The organism is Priestia sp. GS2 (genome assembly GCF_036409025.1).
GTDB classification, from domain to species: Bacteria; Bacillota; Bacilli; order Bacillales; family Bacillaceae_H; genus Priestia; species Priestia aryabhattai_A.
Genome location: NZ_JAZGJX010000001.1, coordinates 2,137,762 through 2,152,756, shown reverse-complemented (window position 1 = coordinate 2,152,756; position 14,995 = coordinate 2,137,762). Strand labels below are relative to the sequence as shown.

Below are 14,995 nucleotides of genomic sequence, written 5' to 3'. Positions count from 1 at the left end.
GTATGGAATTTCAACAATTAATTGTAGCGCATTTGTTAGCAATCTCACTAGCGCTTGTATTAGATGCTATTATCGGAGATCCTGTAAATTGGCCACATCCCGTCAGGTGGTTTGGAAGCTGGATTTCTTTTGTTGATAAGCGTTTAAATCAAGGTAAGTTTCAACGAATGAATGGTTTGTTTCTTGTATTAAGCATGGTAGTGTGGTGTTTTATACTACCTTTAATTCTTTTAACTGCCCTATACGAAACCTCATACTGGATTGGAATTATAGTTGAAGGAGTGGTAATTGCTACAACAATTTCAACAAGGTCTTTGGGAGAAGCTGCCTATAAAGTAGCACACCCTTTACAAAAAGGTGACTTACAGGAAGCACGCTTTCAAGTGGGGATGATTGTGGGAAGAGATACTGATCAGCTTGATGAAAGCGAAATTGCTAGAGCAACAGTTGAAACAGTGGCGGAGAATACCAGTGATGGCATTACAGCTCCTTTGTTTTTTGCTTTTTTCTTAGGTGGAGCGGGTGCTTTTTTTTATCGAAGTATTAATACGTGTGATTCAATGGTTGGCTATAAAAATCCTATGTATGAAAAGTTTGGATACTTTAGTGCGAAGTTAGATGACTGGCTGAATTTTATCCCTAGTCGGCTGACAGCGTTTATTATGGTTATTAGTAACGTAATGCACAGTGAATTTACAGCAAAGCATGTGTTTAGCATAATTAAAAGGGATGCACCTAAACACCCGAGCCCAAACAGCGGCTATGGTGAAAGTGCTGTTGCAGGTTTGCTTGGCATTCAGCTCGGAGGTCGAAACACGTATAAAGGAATTGTTTCAAATCGTGCGAAAATGGGAGATCCCCTTTATTCTTTAAATGTTAGTCATATTTTTAAAACAGTCCAAGTGATGAAGCGGACCGTTTGGTGTACTTGGTTTTTTTATTTGATAGGAGGGATATTGATTGGCATTACCTACACATGGAGCTAATCCGGCTGTTTTTCTAGAGGCGATAGGCCAAAATACAGAACGTTCATTCATTGATTTTAGCGTAAATACAAACCCTTTAGGGGCACCAGATATCATCAGTGAAAATTGGGATGTGCTTAGAGAAATCGCTTTTTCTTACCCTGATCCTGACGTGCAAAAGTTAACGGGTCTCATTGCCCATCACCATAAGCTTACTTCTGGTGAAATATTAGTAACAAACGGTGCAGCAGAAGCCTTCTTTTTGCTTGCTTCCATATTTTCAAACGAAAAGGTAGGGATTTTACAGCCTACTTTTATTGAATATGAACAGGCGAGTTTAGCTCATGGCTGTGAAATCATTCATATTTCTCTGGAAGAAACAGATAATTGGAATTGGAATATGTCGGAAATAAAACAAAAGCTTCCAATCTTAAAAGCGATATGGATTTGTCATCCCAACAACCCTACCGGACGAATGTATGACATAAATGAGTGGGAAGAGCTAATTGACTTAGCTCATCGTGAGAAGACTTATCTGGTTGTTGATGAAGCGTTTATTGATTTTGTAAAGGACGCCTCTTCGTTTGATCGGTGGATTCAAAGGTGTCCATATTTAATTGTTGTTCGGTCTATGACAAAAATGTTCAATATTGCTGGAGCAAGGTTAGGGTATGTTTTAGCTCATCAAGACGTTATTACTAAGTTGAAGCAAAAGCAGCCCCCTTGGAGTGTGAATGGTGTGGCGCAGCAAATTGGGCAATGGTGCTTATCTGAAATCGAGTTCGTGAATAAGACGGTCGAGTACATTGATAAAGAAAGAAATCGAGTGATAAACGAGTTGCAAAACCTAGGATTTAACGTATCTCAGTCAGTAACTAACTATTATTTATGCAGCATCCCAACGAGCTATACTGCCGATGGGTGGCTGGCATTTTTAGCGCAAGAAGGAATTGTAGCAAGACATACTGAAAATTTTCTAGGTTTAAATGGTCGATATGTTAGATTAGCCGTCAAAACAAAAGTAGAGAATGACCAGCTCCTAAGCGTGTTAAGAAAAGGAGTGGAAGCTTAATGTTAGTGTTTGTCACTGGTGGTGTTCGCAGCGGAAAGTCAGCAGCGGCAGAGTCCTTTGTCGAAAAACTAATGATCAATCGCGCTATCTATCTAGCGACTAGCCGCGTCACTGATCATGAGATGCAAGAGCGAATTGAGTTGCACCAACAGCAACGAAGTAACTCAGGGTTGTCGTGGTTGACTATTGAAGTTCCCAATAACATATCTAGTATTTATTCATTGATTCAAGAAACGGATCTTATTTTGCTAGACTGTGCGACAAATTGGCTGGCAAACGAGCTTTTTACCAAAGAGGAAAAGTGGCAATCTACCTTGAAAGCGAACGAGCTGGTTAATGAAATGATAGAGGTGATTCATCAATTGAATAAGCGATGTCAGCACCTTGTCATCGTATCAAATGAACTGTTTGAATCGGGTGTTCTAAAAGGACCGACGTTTATCTACATGAAGTTACTGGGAAGGATTCATCAAGAGATTGTGGATCAAGCAGACGTAGCGATTTCTGTAGAAGCGGGTATTCCCTATTACTATAAGGGAGATGAAACAGCATGGCAGTAAAAGAGTGGATAGTCATCGCACGCCTAGCCCTTCAGTTTTTTACAATTCTACCAACGGCAAAAACGATTCAATGGACGGAAAAGCGCACGGCGAAAGCACTTTATTTTCTACCGTGGATTGGTGCTTGTATAGGGGCAGTTAGCTATAGTTTGTTTGTAGGTCTGGAGTCGTTAGGAGTGAGCTCTGTGACTATTGCAGTTTTGCTTATGGTAGCCAGCGCAATACTCACAGGAGGCTTACACTTAGATGGGTGGATGGATGTGAGTGATGCTTATTTCTCACACCAACCAAGAGAAAAAAAACTTGTGATTTTAAGTGATCCTAATATAGGTGCGTTTGCGGTGTTATCAATTTTAGCCCTATTAGCTCTTCGTTTTAGCGGAATAAATGAGCTGATGAACACTCATCAATCAATTGATTTAGCTGCGTTTATGAGTGTGTTTATATTGCCGCGTATTGTAGCAGGATGGATTTTACTTTGGGGTCAGCCAGCCAAAGAAACAGGATTAGCTTCATACTTTCAAAAGGGTTCAACTGAAAGACAAAAGTGGATTTATGCGACAATGAGCATACTAATGATTGCAGGTCTTGTCTATTTCATGGAAAATAAAGCTGTGATTTTAATTGGTGCAATGGCTGTTTTTATCTGGATTAAATTTTATCGTGCTCAGTTTGGAGGCATTACGGGAGATGTTGTTGGAGCAACGATTGAAGGAGGCGAGACGCTTGTATGGGTGAGTATGTGGATATGCTATTTATTCGGCACGGTTTAACAGAACCCAACAAGCTGCGCCAGTACATTGGATGGAGTAATCCGTCGCTAAGTAGCGAAGGGATTGCACTGTTGAAAGCGTCTAATATGGTGCCAGACCTAGTCGTTGGAAGTGATTTGTATCGTACGCAAGAAACGGGCGCAATTTTATTTCCGCAGCAGCCCTATGTAGCTTTAAGAAACTGGAGAGAGCTCTCATTTGGCGATTGGGAAGAGTGTACGTATGAACAGTTGAAAAATGATTCAGCGTATCGAAAGTGGATTGATGCTCCTTTTGAAGAACAACCGCCGAACGGAGAGGATTTCGAAGCCTTCTCTAGTCGAATTTGGAAAGCTTGGGATCAAACAGTCGACTTGATGTTGCAACAAAAAGCTAGTTTAACAGCCGTTGTCACTCACGGTGGACCTCTTCGTTTCATTGCCTCTTATTTTCTAGAACAATCCTCATTTTGGGATCATTCTTTTTCGTATGGAGAAGGAATCCGACTGCGTTTCAATAAGGATGATATAAGGGAGAGAAAGCCATGCATTTCGTATTCGGTGGTGCGTTCAATGGAAAGCGAAAATGGATAAAGAAACAGTATGATAACCAAATTACAGCGTGGTATAGTGCCTATGAAAATCCGATAAAAGTGCCTACACTCGTAAAAGGAGATCAATACATAGTTATAGAAGGAATAGAACGATACATTAAAGAATTAATTGATAGTGGTAAAACTGTTGAGGAAGTGTGTTGCTACTTCAATGAACAATTACAAGCATGGCGAGCTGAGAATTTGCTAGCAAATATAATTGTTATTGGAACAGAAATTGGAAAAGGGATTGTTCCATTAAACCAAAATGACCGCAGTTGGCGTGATGCATGTGGCTATGTCTATCAAATGCTTGTAGCAGAAGCGGAAACAGTTGATCGCATCTGGTATGGAATTTCGAATCGAATAAAGGAGGATATAAAGGAATGAATATCTATACAAAAACAGGAGACAAAGGGCAAACGAGTTTAATAGGAGGGCGTGTAAATAAAGACGACATTCGAGTGGAAGCTTACGGAACAATCGATGAGTTAAATAGCTATGTAGGTCAAGCGATTGCTCAGTTAAATGACAGTGTATTTAATGAATTAAAAGAAGAGCTTGTGACTATTCAACACGAGCTATTTGACTGTGGAAGTGATTTAGCTTTTGCTAGAGATGACCACCCTTATAAAGTTGAAGCAAGTATGATTGAAGTGTTAGAGCGAAAAATTGATGAGTATATGAAAGAAGCCCCTGAGATTGAACGTTTTATTTTGCCAGGCGGAACACAAGCGGCAGCCACACTTCATGTGTGCCGCACGGTGACAAGAAGAGCAGAAAGGTTAGTTGTTGGGGTTCAGCGAGAGTTTAAAATTAACGAGGCGGTCCTTCAATATTTAAATCGTTTATCCGATTACTTCTTTGCAGCTGCTCGCATTGCCAACTCACGAGAAAATGTGAAAGATGTTGAGTATATTCGCAGTGCAAAAGTATTTAAAAAAGGAAAGACAAAATAAATAAAAGCGTGTGGATAGTTTTATCCACACGCTTTTATTTGTGAAATATTCGAAACCTGAAATAAATGTCTGTAAAAAAATATTGGTTACCTCTATAATAAGAACAGTGTAAAGAAAGAGAAAAGAGGTTAGGAGAATGAATAAGGGTACAGTAAGACAGCCGTATCAAGCTGGCTTGATATATACGGCTAGTGCATATGTTATGTGGGGAGTGTTTCCACTATATTGGAAGCTAGTAGATAACGTTCCTGCAGACGAGATTTTAGCACACCGTGTGATTTGGTCGTTTTTATTTATGATACTATTGCTGTGCATAACGCGGCAGCTTGGTAATTTGAAAGAAACGGTTGGTTATTTATTTCGTCATCCGAAAAAAACGCTCATTTTATTTTCGGCGTCTTTATTAATTAGTCTTAATTGGTTTATTTATATTTGGGCTGTCAATAATGAAAGGATTATTGAAACCAGTCTAGGTTATTATATTAATCCTCTTGTGAGCGTTCTGTTAGGTATTGTTGTTTTAAAAGAAAAGCTGAATTTTTGGCAAATTATCTCAGTTGGTCTAGCTGCAATCGGTGTGCTGTTTTTAACACTTCATTATGGAGAGTTTCCTTGGGTATCGTTAGGGCTTGCGTTTAGCTTCGGTATATATGGACTTGTGAAAAAGACCATTCAGCTAGAAGCTAAAGTTGGTTTGACTCTAGAAACGTTTATGGTTATGCCAATTGCACTTGTGTATTTTGTTATACTATATGTAAAAGGGCATTCTAGCTTTGTATTGAGTAACCCGACAACTAGCTTATTGCTAATTGGAGGAGGGGTTGCAACAGCAATGCCGCTTTTATATTTTGCAAAAGGCGCCCCTTTAATCCCGTTATCTATGGTTGGATTCTTACAGTATATTGCACCGACGATGACCTTACTTTTAGGTGTTTTTGTTTATCATGAACCATTCTCTAGCGTTCATATGATTGCCTTTTTATTTATTTGGGGCGGATCGGTTATCTTTGCGCTAGCAAAAACAAAGTTTATGATAACTCATCAGCCAAAGATTCGAAAGAGCCGTTCAGTAGGCTTGTAATAGAGAGTTCAACATCTATATGTTAGATGTTGAACTCTTTTTATGAGGAAAATGAAAGGAGACGGTGGTATTAGGAATGCACACCACCGTATGTATATTATAGCTTGCGTTGGAAGTGAGCGTTTAACTGCCCGCGCAGCATTTGATTTTTTACTTCTTTCATTTTTCTTTCTTCATCTTTTTTTGCTAGCTCAGTTCGAATTTCGCTTGTTTGTACCCCTTCTTCAATACGATCTGCAATTTCCATTAACCGTTCTACGTCTGAAAAGGAATACTTTCGAATTCCTGTATTCGTACGCTCTGGAAACAATAAGCTGCGTTTTTCGTAATAGCGAATCTGTCTTTCAGATAGTCCTGTCAATTCTTTCACGATGCCAATTGACATAACCTTTTTGTCACGATAAGATGCTTCATTTGTGGACAATCTCCCTCACCCCTGAGTGTATGATAATTATGTTATATCCTTTATTATAAAGGAAAAAAATACAAAAAAGTTATAACATGTTATATATTCTAACACAATTATGTAATGTTTTTTAGATAAATGTAAGGAAAAATAACAAAGATAATGAAATTAGGAAATAATTCTTATAAAATAGAGCTGAGAAAGCTAATAAGAAAGGAATAAAAAGATGAGCGATAATGAAATGATAAAGAAACAAGTTCTAAAGCTTGCTACGGAAATTATTGAATTGGATGTAAAAAGAGATGAAAAGTTTGAAGAGTTAACCGTTTTAGCAGGTAACCATGCTTACGAAATTCTAAGAAGAGTCCAAAATGGATAGTAAGGGATGAACAATCCCTATACAATAAAAAAACTCCCGCTGCAGCGGGAGTTTTATATTTATCCTTGATCTAAAACTATAAGCTCTTTTTTTAACTGTTCATGACAAAGATTTTCTCCAATAATAACAAGGTTAGTTGGCATTTTCATCAGCTCTTTCATATATAAAGGCATTCCGTATGAGTATTGAAATGAATACGTATCAGGAGAATGTGTGAAACGTAGATACCCTTTCATTCGATAAATCGTATCTGGTGTATGGCGCAGCCAATCTTCAAATTTTTCAAGGTCAATCGGGTTTTTGAATTCGTAAACAAATGTTTTTAAGTGTAAATGTTTTTCAACATGAGCTTGCTGATGTGCTTGTTTCTTTGAAAGCTGAGCGTTTGTTAAAAGCTTCAATTGAATAGACGAATAACTTGTAAATAAGCAAGTTGCTTGTGGATTAATCGATTGAATTTCATACAATAGTGTTGCTTTAGCTGATTCAGATAATGTATCAGATTTGTTTAATAAAATGACATCCGCATGTCGAATTTGTTCTTGGAGTAGCTTTTGTAATTGAATACTTAAGCTACCTCTGTCTTGCCACCTGTGAACATCTACTGTTGTTACGATACACTTTACAGTAACATCGTTAGCGAAGAGTGGGGACATACATGCATCTAATACTTCGATTGGATGTGCTACACCTGTTGTTTCAATATAAATAGCATCTAGCTTGTTTTCTTGTAAAAGCGAATGGAGCTGTGTTTCAAACTGCCCTTGAATGGTGCAGCAAACGCATCCGTTTAGTAATTCTTTAAGAGGCGTATCTTTTTCTACTTCATCGGAGTCGATAGAGATTTTGCCAAGTTCATTCATAATAACGGCGATTTGACGGCCGTTTTCTTTTTCTTGCTTTAATGCATTTTTTAACAATGATGTTTTCCCGCTTCCTAAAAAGCCGGATAAGATATAAATTTCAGTTTTGTTTGTCATTTTTCTAACTCCTGTATAAAATCGAAATGATTATGATTTATGATTATATACCATACACTATGTCTGCATTTTTGTATATATCTATCTAGGTAATAGATTAAAAGCATACTTACTCTACTACATAAATGGTATCACAAATGAAAATAAATTGGAAAAAGCGAAAAGATAAAATGAATATTCTCAATTTTAAAACGTTATTATGCTAAAATGGAATAATAGATAGCAATTGTATAGAGGGAAAGGGAGATGCTTTATGCGCATTTTAGTATTAGGAGCTGGCGGAGTAGGTGGCTATTTCGGTGGGCGTCTTGCTGAAAAAGGAGAAGATGTTACATTTTTAGTTCGAAGTCAAAGAAAAAATCAGCTTGAAAAAAATGGATTAGTCATTAAAAGCATTCATGGTGATTATTCATTTTCTCCCAAGTTAATTACAACCACTAGTGAGGGAGTGGAGCCCTTTGACTGCGTTTTATTTTCGACAAAAGCATATCATCTGGATCAAGCGATAGCTGATGTAAAGCCCTTTATAGGAAGTGGTACGACGGTTGTCCCACTTCTAAATGGGATTAATCATCTGTCGGCGTTGCGAAGTGCTTTTGGCGAGAATAATGTAATAGGCGGTCTTTGTTTTATTGAAACGACATTGAACGCAGACGGAGAGATTGTTCAAACAAGTCCTGCACATCGAGTCGTTTATGGAGAGTTTAATGGTGAAAAAACAAATCGAATTGAACGCTTAGAAGCTGCGTTTCGTCATACAAAAACGTCATTTGTACTCAGTGATCGAATTGAACAAGAGATGTGGCATAAGTATCTATTCATTACAACACTTTCTGGAGTTACTACCTTAATGCGTTCCCCAATTGGACCTATTCGTGATGTAGAAGGAGGTAGAGTGTTTATTCAGTCCCTTCTTCAAGAAGTATATGAAATCATGGTCAGAGAAGGTGCTCCGGTTACAGAGGGAATTGTACAGCAGCATATGAAAACAATGGAGTCGATGACGTATGGTATGAAATCATCTATGCAGCGAGATATTGAAAAGGGATATATGACTGAAGCGGATCATCTTCAAGGATACCTCCTGCGGTTAGCGCAAAAATATGATGTGAAATCAGACATTTTACATATTGTCTATCAACATTTAAAGATATATGAGAAAGTTCAAAAAGGGACTGATAGTCAGTGAGTTTAACAATTGATTTTGCAAAATTAGATGTCATAAAGTCTCTTGTGCCAGTACAACAGGTACAAAGTTTATCCTCAAAAAAAGGTCTATACTTTCTCTTTGATGAAGAAAAGGAACTTGTCTATATTGGTAGTACAATGAATTCATTAAAACAAAGGGTATTTGCACATCTGAAAAACGGTGATTTTCAAGAAAACCACCCTATTGCGTTTATCGGCTGGTTGGAAATAGAAGGTTCAAGAGAAACGATTGAAGCTCTTAAAACGATGCTAATTAATGCATATTTCCCCATCTATAATCAATATGGAATTAAGTATAAGCATGAGCGTCCTCTAAGAGCTGAGCATACTAATTGTCAGGTAGAGGTAAAGAAAGCTACAAAGCCTCCTACATCTAAAGTTAAAAAAGTTGGTGGAAACAAGCGTTTTACTTCGGCTAGTGTGAGAGAAATGGCAAATGGAGATGAAGCGAAGAGGTTATGGTCTCGCAGTGAAGCACGAGCGATACTCCATTTATCCGATGCTGAGATTATTACTTTGAGTGAAAGGTTGTTGGCAGAACAATATTTCTTTCAACGTGATATGAAAAAGAATCTTATATTTACGCTAAAAGATTTGGTTGTCATGCAGGTTTTATTAAATATTACTCAGCACCATGTGGTGAAGAAAAGAGAAATGAAAGAGGCTATTCGCTTAGTGCAAAAATTTGGATTAGTTGAAGCGCTTAGAATTTCTGAGCGGTTAATTACGAAAGTAAATATGTAGACGACAAAACCAAGCTGTATGTTAATACGGCTTGGTTTTAATGCCTAAGCAATTTCATCGATAACCCGTGGAAGGGCAATGATAGAAAGTATACATAAAGAGCTAACTACGTGATGCATTTCAAAGATAGCGATAATGAAAAACATAATGGACATGTATAGCTGCAATCCTTTTAATATCCAGGATCTTTGTGCAAGAAAGAAGTCACTTAACACGAATAAGAAAAAGATAAGCGAACTGCATACTATGATGACCGTGCTTGACATCGTATGGTTATAAGCACTAATAAGTAATAGTGTAATAAGTAATACAACGGCCGTTGTTTTTAACAATTTTATCATCATTTTCACCTTCAATACAAAGTGATCTGTGTTTTTATTTTATAGCATAGTCAATAAATCGGAAAGTCAAACACCATAAGTATAACAACAATTTAACATCTTTATAATGTATTTACAAAAGTTGTCTCCTAAAACTAGCTCTAAGGCTGTTAAATTGACGATTAACGGTCATAATGCTATAGTATGTTTTCAAAAAATCAAGCTAATACAGCAATGTGGAACGTTGTTAAACCAGTAAAAAGGACGTGTTTGTTTGAGCGAAAAACTATTATTAATTGACGGCTTTAATTTGCTGAGCCGCTGTTACTTTGCTACATCATATGGGCGGGAAGAAGCTGATTTGCCTCGCAATAGCAAAGGGTTATTTACAAATGCGGTGCGTGTAGTTGTTCAAAAAATGAATAACTTAATTAAGCAATATGAGCCGACGCATGTCGTTGTTGCATGGGATGTAAAGCGTAACGAGACAAAACGCAAACAAGCATATAGTTTCTATAAAGAAACGAGAAATGAGTTACCAGCATCATTAATTCAACAGTATGAGACACTGCGTGCTTTCTTTGAAGCTGTAGGAATTCCTCAGCTCTCAGTTGAACTCTATGAAGCAGATGATGTTATTGGTGCGTTTTCTTTAAAATGGACAAAAGAAAAACAATCCCAAGCGTACATTTACAGCAATGATCGCGATTTGTTTCAGCTGTTAAATGAACATGTATCGCAAATTGTGGCCAAGCCGAAAATAGGTGATGTTGTGTATACAGCTATGGACTTTACAACTGACTATGGCATATCGCCTTCTCAGTGGGTGGATGTAAAAGCTTTGTTAGGCGATAAATCAGATAATATTCCAGGTGTTCCTGGGGTAGGTGAGAAAGCTGCATTACCTCTTATACAACAATATGGTTCAATTGAAGGAATTTATGCACAGGTTGAAGATTTAGACGCAACTTTTAATCGATATAAGAAAAAACTAAAGAGTGGTCAAGAGTTAGCTGAATTGAGCTTAGAGCTTGTAAAGATTGATACGGATATTGAAGTGGTTAATCAAATTGAGTGGATTACAGTAAAATTTGAGCGAAACTTAGCACTTTGGGAAGAAGAATTAACTCCGCTAGAACTAAACATTATGCTTCAAACGTAATTTTTAGTAAAATACAAAAGAGGAAAGCTTGAAAGGAGTAAAAACGTTGCAACCAATTGATAAAGAGAGCGTACAAACAAAATTAGAAACTTTTTTTCATAATGATATATATGTTCACCTTGAAACAACAAATGGAGCATATGCATCTCATGTAAATGCAAAAGCAATGAACGTAGGAGCATTTATCCGCAATGGGAAAGTGAACGTATTAGGCGGCAAAATTACAGGCGAAGGACCATATCGCGTAGGGCTTCAAATTGATTTAGGTTGGATTTATGCTGAAGGCTTAACAGACTGGGAAGTTGACGAGCATAACAGATTACTGTTAGCAGGCCACGATTCCGATGGTCGTCTAGCCGTTGCGTTTCAATTAAGTGAAAAACCGTTTGAGTAAGAAAGGAGAATTATTGTGCAAGAGCGATTATTAATTGTATTTCCACACCCCGACGATGAAGCATTTGGAGCAGCTGGAGTGATTACTTTAGCAAGGCAAAAAGAAACACCGGTTACATATGCTTGCATTACGCTAGGTGAAATGGGAAGAAACATGGGGAGACCATTGTTTGCTAACCGAGAAACGCTTCCTAAGATTCGGAAAAAAGAACTTCAAGATTTAGCTGAAGTTTTGGATATTCAAGACTTACGTATGATGGGTTTACGTGATAAAACACTAGAGTTTTTAGATATTGAAGAGTTTGCTAATCGTATTGAATCCATTATTCAAGAAGTAAAACCAACTCATATCATTACTCACTATCCAGGATTTGCGGTTCACCCTGACCATAATGCAACTGGAGCAGCTACCCTTCATGCAGTAAAAAGAATGCCAAAAGAAGAGCGACCAATCGTCTGGTGCCATGCATTCTCACATGATCGCATCGAGCATATTGGTCACCCTGACGTTGTGATCGACGTATCGAGTGTAAAAGACAAGAAGATTGAAGCATTAAAGGCACACCGTTCACAAACGGAAGCGATGTTTGACGGCGTGGAGGTTGATGCTTTATTATCTAACCCGCAGCTTGAAAGAATGCTTCTTCGAGAAGAATTCTGGACGTATAAGTGGGACGACTAAGATGAAAAATCAAAAAGTATTATTTATTGGAGCAGGTCGAATGGCAGAAGCTATTGCAGCTGGTTTAATCCATACGAATGCTTTTATAAATGAACGCATCGTCATGACAAACCAACGCGATAGAAAACGATTAGAAGAGCTTCAAGAAAAATATGTTGTCAGTGTGACCCAAGACTGGGAAGCAGAAGTCGAAAGTGCTACAACTATTGTTTTAGCAATGCCACCTGAAGTGCATGATGAAGTTCTTAAAAAACTCTCTAGGCTTGTAACCAATCAGTTTGTCATTACAGTTGCAGCGGGAATTGGCCCTAGCTATTTGGAAGAAAGGCTGCCAGCTCATACAGCTGTGGCATGGATCATGCCAAATACAGCAGCTACAATTGGTGAGTCAATATCGTTGTATGCAGTTGGCAACTCGCTGGACGAAAGTCATAAAAAAGCGCTAGCAGTTATTTTAAATAGTATAGGCTCCTCTCAGCTTTGTACGGAAGATGAAGTGAAGTACCTTACGGCTATCACTGGGAGTGCGCCTGCGTTTGTCGCTTATTTCTCAGAAGCATTAATTGACTCAGCTATGAGCTACGGAGTTTCTGAAGAAATTGCGCAAAAGCTTGTTTTGCAGATGATGTCAGGTTCTGCTAATTTAATTAAACATATAGCAAACCCATCAGCTGTAAGGCAGCAGGTAACTACGCCTGGAGGTGCGACAGCAGAAGGATTAAAAGTGATGGAGAAACACCGCTTTAAAGAAATGATTCAACAAGCTGTGAAGGCTACTAATGCAAAGGCGAATGGAAGCATCTAATGGTATTAAAAGAGAACGTCTAATACGACGTTCTTTTTTTGCGAAGAATTAATCAATAAATCGCTTCTTCATATCTGGTGTTGGAATCATGCACTCATTCTGTTTTCCAAACCATTTATAGCGGTTTTTAGCAATGATTTTATAAAAAAAGTTGCGAAGTGGTGTTGGAACGATAATAAAAACATAAGCAAATTTCCAAGGTGATTTTAGGTGCTTAGCAATTTTTAAAGCTGCGGTGGATTCAGTGTAAAGCTTCTTTCCCTCTAAATAAATGACGCTATCAAGTTGATTGCTTGATAAGTTAAACTCGCTTAATAAATGAGCAGCCCCTTCTGATTGCAGAGATGCAAACGAAAATACAGCATGGTGATCGTTCTTTATAATGAATTGAACACTGTGGTTGCAAAGGTTGCACACACCATCAAATAAAATAATCTTCCTCACGTCTAAAAAACCTCCTGCTTAGGTAACATTTAACCTACTTATACTTGTGTTTTAGCAAAAAGAAAGGTACGTTTAAAAGATGTAGGTAAAGTGATCCAAAAAGGTACGTTATTACGATTATATAATAGGACTCAGATGAGTTAAAGGAGAAAGGTATGAAAGAACAAAATGATGTTATTTTATACAACCGAATAAAGCAAAAAGATCAAGCTGCTCTTGAATTGTTATACGACAAGTATGAACGGATTTTATACTCTTTTGTGTATCGATTAACAAGCCAGGCTGATTTAGCTGAAGAAGTTGTACAGGAAGTATTTATTAAGATATGGAGAGGAAAAGGTGTTTATCATGAAGAAAAAGGGAAATTTTCTTCGTGGCTCTTTACAATTGCTCGAAACACAGCGATTGATTTAATTCGAAAGCGAAAATCAGATCCTATTTTTTCAGATGAAGTGTTTGATTATGTAGAGGATAAACAGGCAAAACCAGATGAGGAAGTAGAGTGGCAAGAGGAAAAGCTTCGCGTGCAAGAAGCAGTTTCTCAGCTTTCTGAAGAACAAAAGCAAATCATTAACGCCGTTTATTTCAGAGGGTTAACACAACAAAAAATAGCAGAAGAACACGAAATCCCTTTGGGGACAGTTAAAGGTAGGGTGCGGCTAGCATTGAAGAAATTAAAGACTTATTTGAGTAATGACTTGGAAAGGAGAGCTGATTCATGAGCATGTGTGACAAGTTAATTGATTTCTATAACGACAATTTAACACTTGGTGAAAAGAAAAGCTTCCAGTCACACCTTCAAACATGTTCAAGCTGTCAAGAAGAGCTCCAAGAACTTGAAGAAGTACTTGGTGACTTAACGTTTTTAGCAGCAGAGCAAGCGCCTCCTCCAGGTATGAAAGAACGCGTATTAGCAAATGTATTTCATGAAGAAGGACAATCGAGTGAGTTATCACATCATAAAGAAGGGATTAAGCAGGAGAAGAAGCTAAGAGCGACTAGCAGATGGATGCCGTTATTAGCAGCGGCCTTACTTTTCTCATTAGTCGGAAATGGTTATCTACTGTTAAAGTCAGACAGTGAGCATGAGGTAAGTGAGGGTCCAAAACTATCCCAGCCTGCGACTTCTATTCAAACAGTTACTTTACAGCCCGCAAATCCTAAAGAAGGAAACGCAAACGCTTCTATTGTAGAAGACAATGGAAAAGTGAACGTGGTCATTCAAGCAAGCGGTCTTCAACAGCTTCAAAAAGATGAAGTCTATCAAGTGTGGCTTATTAAAGGTGACAAGCCTGTTCCTGCAGGTGCGTTTGTAGCTGATGAAAATGGGAACGGAACAGTGATTTATCAAATGACAGAAGAGCAGCGGAAACAACAGTGGGATACGATGGCAATTACTCTGGAGCCTAATGCTAACAATGAATTGCCACAAGGTGATATTGTGCTTAGCTCTGTATTATAATTATAAAAAAAGGTTTCATCGAATTTTG

The 14,995-nt window shown here is 37.9% G+C and carries 21 protein-coding genes; 17 read left to right on the top strand and 4 right to left on the bottom strand.

Features of this window, described 5'->3' with window-relative positions; translation table 11 throughout:
- Positions 1-2 precede the first annotated feature (2 nt).
- From cbiB to rarD, 8 genes are all read left to right on the top strand, one after another.
- Complete coding sequence (gene cbiB, locus V2145_RS11205; protein WP_094909748.1) at positions 3-986, top strand: adenosylcobinamide-phosphate synthase CbiB; 984 nt, start codon at positions 3-5, stop codon at positions 984-986.
- Positions 961-2,037, top strand: coding sequence for a threonine-phosphate decarboxylase CobD (cobD, locus tag V2145_RS11200; RefSeq protein WP_094909749.1), 1,077 nt, complete (start codon positions 961-963; stop codon positions 2,035-2,037). The genes cbiB and cobD overlap by 26 nt, the downstream gene beginning before the upstream one ends.
- Positions 2,037-2,597: a bifunctional adenosylcobinamide kinase/adenosylcobinamide-phosphate guanylyltransferase gene (locus tag V2145_RS11195; protein ID WP_094909750.1), complete on the top strand. Its 561-nt coding sequence runs from the start codon at positions 2,037-2,039 to the stop codon at positions 2,595-2,597. Before cobD ends, V2145_RS11195 begins: the two co-directional genes overlap by 1 nt.
- Positions 2,588-3,370, top strand: a complete 783-nt coding sequence (locus V2145_RS11190) for an adenosylcobinamide-GDP ribazoletransferase (protein WP_330987699.1) — start codon at positions 2,588-2,590, stop codon at positions 3,368-3,370. The genes V2145_RS11195 and V2145_RS11190 overlap by 10 nt, the downstream gene beginning before the upstream one ends.
- Positions 3,328-3,942 carry a histidine phosphatase family protein gene (locus V2145_RS11185; protein ID WP_094910151.1) on the top strand — a complete coding sequence of 205 codons (615 nt, stop codon included), beginning with the start codon at positions 3,328-3,330 and terminating at the stop codon, positions 3,940-3,942. The genes V2145_RS11190 and V2145_RS11185 overlap by 43 nt, the downstream gene beginning before the upstream one ends.
- A complete protein-coding gene (locus V2145_RS11180; protein ID WP_094909752.1) occupies positions 3,894-4,331 on the top strand; it encodes a bifunctional adenosylcobinamide kinase/adenosylcobinamide-phosphate guanylyltransferase in 438 nt (145 codons plus the stop codon). Before V2145_RS11185 ends, V2145_RS11180 begins: the two co-directional genes overlap by 49 nt.
- The gene (locus V2145_RS11175) at positions 4,328-4,900 is read left to right on the top strand and encodes a cob(I)yrinic acid a,c-diamide adenosyltransferase (protein ID WP_094909753.1); all 573 of its coding nucleotides are present in this window, start codon (positions 4,328-4,330) and stop codon (positions 4,898-4,900) included. Before V2145_RS11180 ends, V2145_RS11175 begins: the two co-directional genes overlap by 4 nt.
- Positions 4,901-5,036: 136 nt before the next feature.
- Entirely contained in the window at positions 5,037-5,981 is a 945-nt protein-coding gene (gene rarD / locus V2145_RS11170; RefSeq protein WP_094909754.1) for an EamA family transporter RarD, read from the top strand.
- A gap of 97 nt (positions 5,982-6,078) precedes the next feature.
- On the opposite strand, the gene V2145_RS11165 is transcribed toward rarD, so the two are convergent.
- Positions 6,079-6,405, bottom strand: a complete 327-nt coding sequence (locus V2145_RS11165) for a MerR family transcriptional regulator (protein ID WP_025907707.1) — start codon at positions 6,403-6,405, stop codon at positions 6,079-6,081.
- 223 nt (positions 6,406-6,628) lie between these two features.
- Between V2145_RS11165 and V2145_RS11160 the strand changes: the two genes are divergently transcribed.
- Positions 6,629-6,766, top strand: a complete 138-nt coding sequence (locus V2145_RS11160; RefSeq protein ID WP_247600375.1) for a hypothetical protein — start codon at positions 6,629-6,631, stop codon at positions 6,764-6,766.
- A gap of 59 nt (positions 6,767-6,825) precedes the next feature.
- On the opposite strand, the gene V2145_RS11155 is transcribed toward V2145_RS11160, so the two are convergent.
- A complete protein-coding gene (locus tag V2145_RS11155; RefSeq protein WP_330987698.1) occupies positions 6,826-7,746 on the bottom strand; it encodes a CobW family GTP-binding protein in 921 nt (306 codons plus the stop codon).
- Positions 7,747-7,999: 253 nt separating this feature from the next.
- Between V2145_RS11155 and panE the strand changes: the two genes are divergently transcribed.
- Both panE and V2145_RS11145 read left to right on the top strand, forming a co-directional pair.
- A complete protein-coding gene (panE, locus tag V2145_RS11150) occupies positions 8,000-8,935 on the top strand; it encodes a 2-dehydropantoate 2-reductase (RefSeq protein WP_330987697.1) in 936 nt (311 codons plus the stop codon).
- Positions 8,932-9,699, top strand: a complete 768-nt coding sequence (locus V2145_RS11145) for a GIY-YIG nuclease family protein (RefSeq protein ID WP_094909757.1) — start codon at positions 8,932-8,934, stop codon at positions 9,697-9,699. The genes panE and V2145_RS11145 overlap by 4 nt, the downstream gene beginning before the upstream one ends.
- A 44-nt stretch (positions 9,700-9,743) precedes the next feature.
- Here the strand turns inward: V2145_RS11145 and V2145_RS11140 are convergent, their stop codons facing one another.
- Positions 9,744-10,040 carry a hypothetical protein gene (locus V2145_RS11140; protein WP_247600307.1) on the bottom strand — a complete coding sequence of 99 codons (297 nt, stop codon included), beginning with the start codon at positions 10,038-10,040 and terminating at the stop codon, positions 9,744-9,746.
- 253 nt (positions 10,041-10,293) lie between these two features.
- On the opposite strand from V2145_RS11140, the gene V2145_RS11135 reads away from it, so the two are divergent.
- The 4 genes from V2145_RS11135 to proC are packed head-to-tail and all read left to right on the top strand — an operon-like array spanning position 10,294 to position 13,061.
- The gene (locus tag V2145_RS11135) at positions 10,294-11,181 is read left to right on the top strand and encodes a 5'-3' exonuclease (RefSeq protein ID WP_330987696.1); all 888 of its coding nucleotides are present in this window, start codon (positions 10,294-10,296) and stop codon (positions 11,179-11,181) included.
- A gap of 46 nt (positions 11,182-11,227) precedes the next feature.
- Complete coding sequence (locus V2145_RS11130; protein WP_330987695.1) at positions 11,228-11,575, top strand: YojF family protein; 348 nt, start codon at positions 11,228-11,230, stop codon at positions 11,573-11,575.
- Between the two features lie 15 nt (positions 11,576-11,590).
- Positions 11,591-12,256 carry a bacillithiol biosynthesis deacetylase BshB2 gene (bshB2, locus tag V2145_RS11125; protein ID WP_330987694.1) on the top strand — a complete coding sequence of 222 codons (666 nt, stop codon included), beginning with the start codon at positions 11,591-11,593 and terminating at the stop codon, positions 12,254-12,256.
- A 1-nt stretch (position 12,257) separates the two neighbouring features.
- Positions 12,258-13,061 (top strand): pyrroline-5-carboxylate reductase, encoded by an 804-nt coding sequence (gene proC, locus V2145_RS11120; RefSeq protein ID WP_330987693.1) that lies wholly within the window; start codon positions 12,258-12,260, stop codon positions 13,059-13,061.
- 48 nt (positions 13,062-13,109) lie between these two features.
- On the opposite strand, the gene V2145_RS11115 is transcribed toward proC, so the two are convergent.
- Complete coding sequence (locus V2145_RS11115) at positions 13,110-13,505, bottom strand: thiol-disulfide oxidoreductase DCC family protein (RefSeq protein ID WP_330987692.1); 396 nt, start codon at positions 13,503-13,505, stop codon at positions 13,110-13,112.
- 155 nt (positions 13,506-13,660) lie between these two features.
- On the opposite strand from V2145_RS11115, the gene V2145_RS11110 reads away from it, so the two are divergent.
- Together V2145_RS11110 and V2145_RS11105 are read left to right on the top strand one after the other, a co-directional pair.
- Positions 13,661-14,227, top strand: coding sequence for an RNA polymerase sigma factor (locus tag V2145_RS11110; protein ID WP_330987691.1), 567 nt, complete (start codon positions 13,661-13,663; stop codon positions 14,225-14,227).
- Entirely contained in the window at positions 14,224-14,967 is a 744-nt protein-coding gene (locus V2145_RS11105) for an anti-sigma factor (RefSeq protein ID WP_330987690.1), read from the top strand. The genes V2145_RS11110 and V2145_RS11105 overlap by 4 nt, the downstream gene beginning before the upstream one ends.
- The last annotated feature ends 28 nt before the right edge of the window (positions 14,968-14,995 follow it).

Coding starts and splice junctions, on each gene's coding strand:
- V2145_RS11190 (WP_330987699.1), top strand. CDS start 2,588: ATGGCAGTAAAAGAGTGGATAGTCATCGCACGCCTAGCCCTTCAGTTT.
- V2145_RS11175 (WP_094909753.1), top strand. CDS start 4,328: ATGAATATCTATACAAAAACAGGAGACAAAGGGCAAACGAGTTTAATA.
- rarD (WP_094909754.1), top strand. CDS start 5,037: ATGAATAAGGGTACAGTAAGACAGCCGTATCAAGCTGGCTTGATATAT.
- cbiB (WP_094909748.1), top strand. CDS start 3: ATGGAATTTCAACAATTAATTGTAGCGCATTTGTTAGCAATCTCACTA.
- proC (WP_330987693.1), top strand. CDS start 12,258: ATGAAAAATCAAAAAGTATTATTTATTGGAGCAGGTCGAATGGCAGAA.
- V2145_RS11155 (WP_330987698.1), bottom strand. CDS start 7,746: ATGACAAACAAAACTGAAATTTATATCTTATCCGGCTTTTTAGGAAGC.
- V2145_RS11180 (WP_094909752.1), top strand. CDS start 3,894: ATGCATTTCGTATTCGGTGGTGCGTTCAATGGAAAGCGAAAATGGATA.
- V2145_RS11140 (WP_247600307.1), bottom strand. CDS start 10,040: ATGATAAAATTGTTAAAAACAACGGCCGTTGTATTACTTATTACACTA.
- V2145_RS11160 (WP_247600375.1), top strand. CDS start 6,629: ATGATAAAGAAACAAGTTCTAAAGCTTGCTACGGAAATTATTGAATTG.
- V2145_RS11105 (WP_330987690.1), top strand. CDS start 14,224: ATGAGCATGTGTGACAAGTTAATTGATTTCTATAACGACAATTTAACA.
- V2145_RS11185 (WP_094910151.1), top strand. CDS start 3,328: ATGGGTGAGTATGTGGATATGCTATTTATTCGGCACGGTTTAACAGAA.
- panE (WP_330987697.1), top strand. CDS start 8,000: ATGCGCATTTTAGTATTAGGAGCTGGCGGAGTAGGTGGCTATTTCGGT.
- V2145_RS11195 (WP_094909750.1), top strand. CDS start 2,037: ATGTTAGTGTTTGTCACTGGTGGTGTTCGCAGCGGAAAGTCAGCAGCG.
- V2145_RS11110 (WP_330987691.1), top strand. CDS start 13,661: ATGAAAGAACAAAATGATGTTATTTTATACAACCGAATAAAGCAAAAA.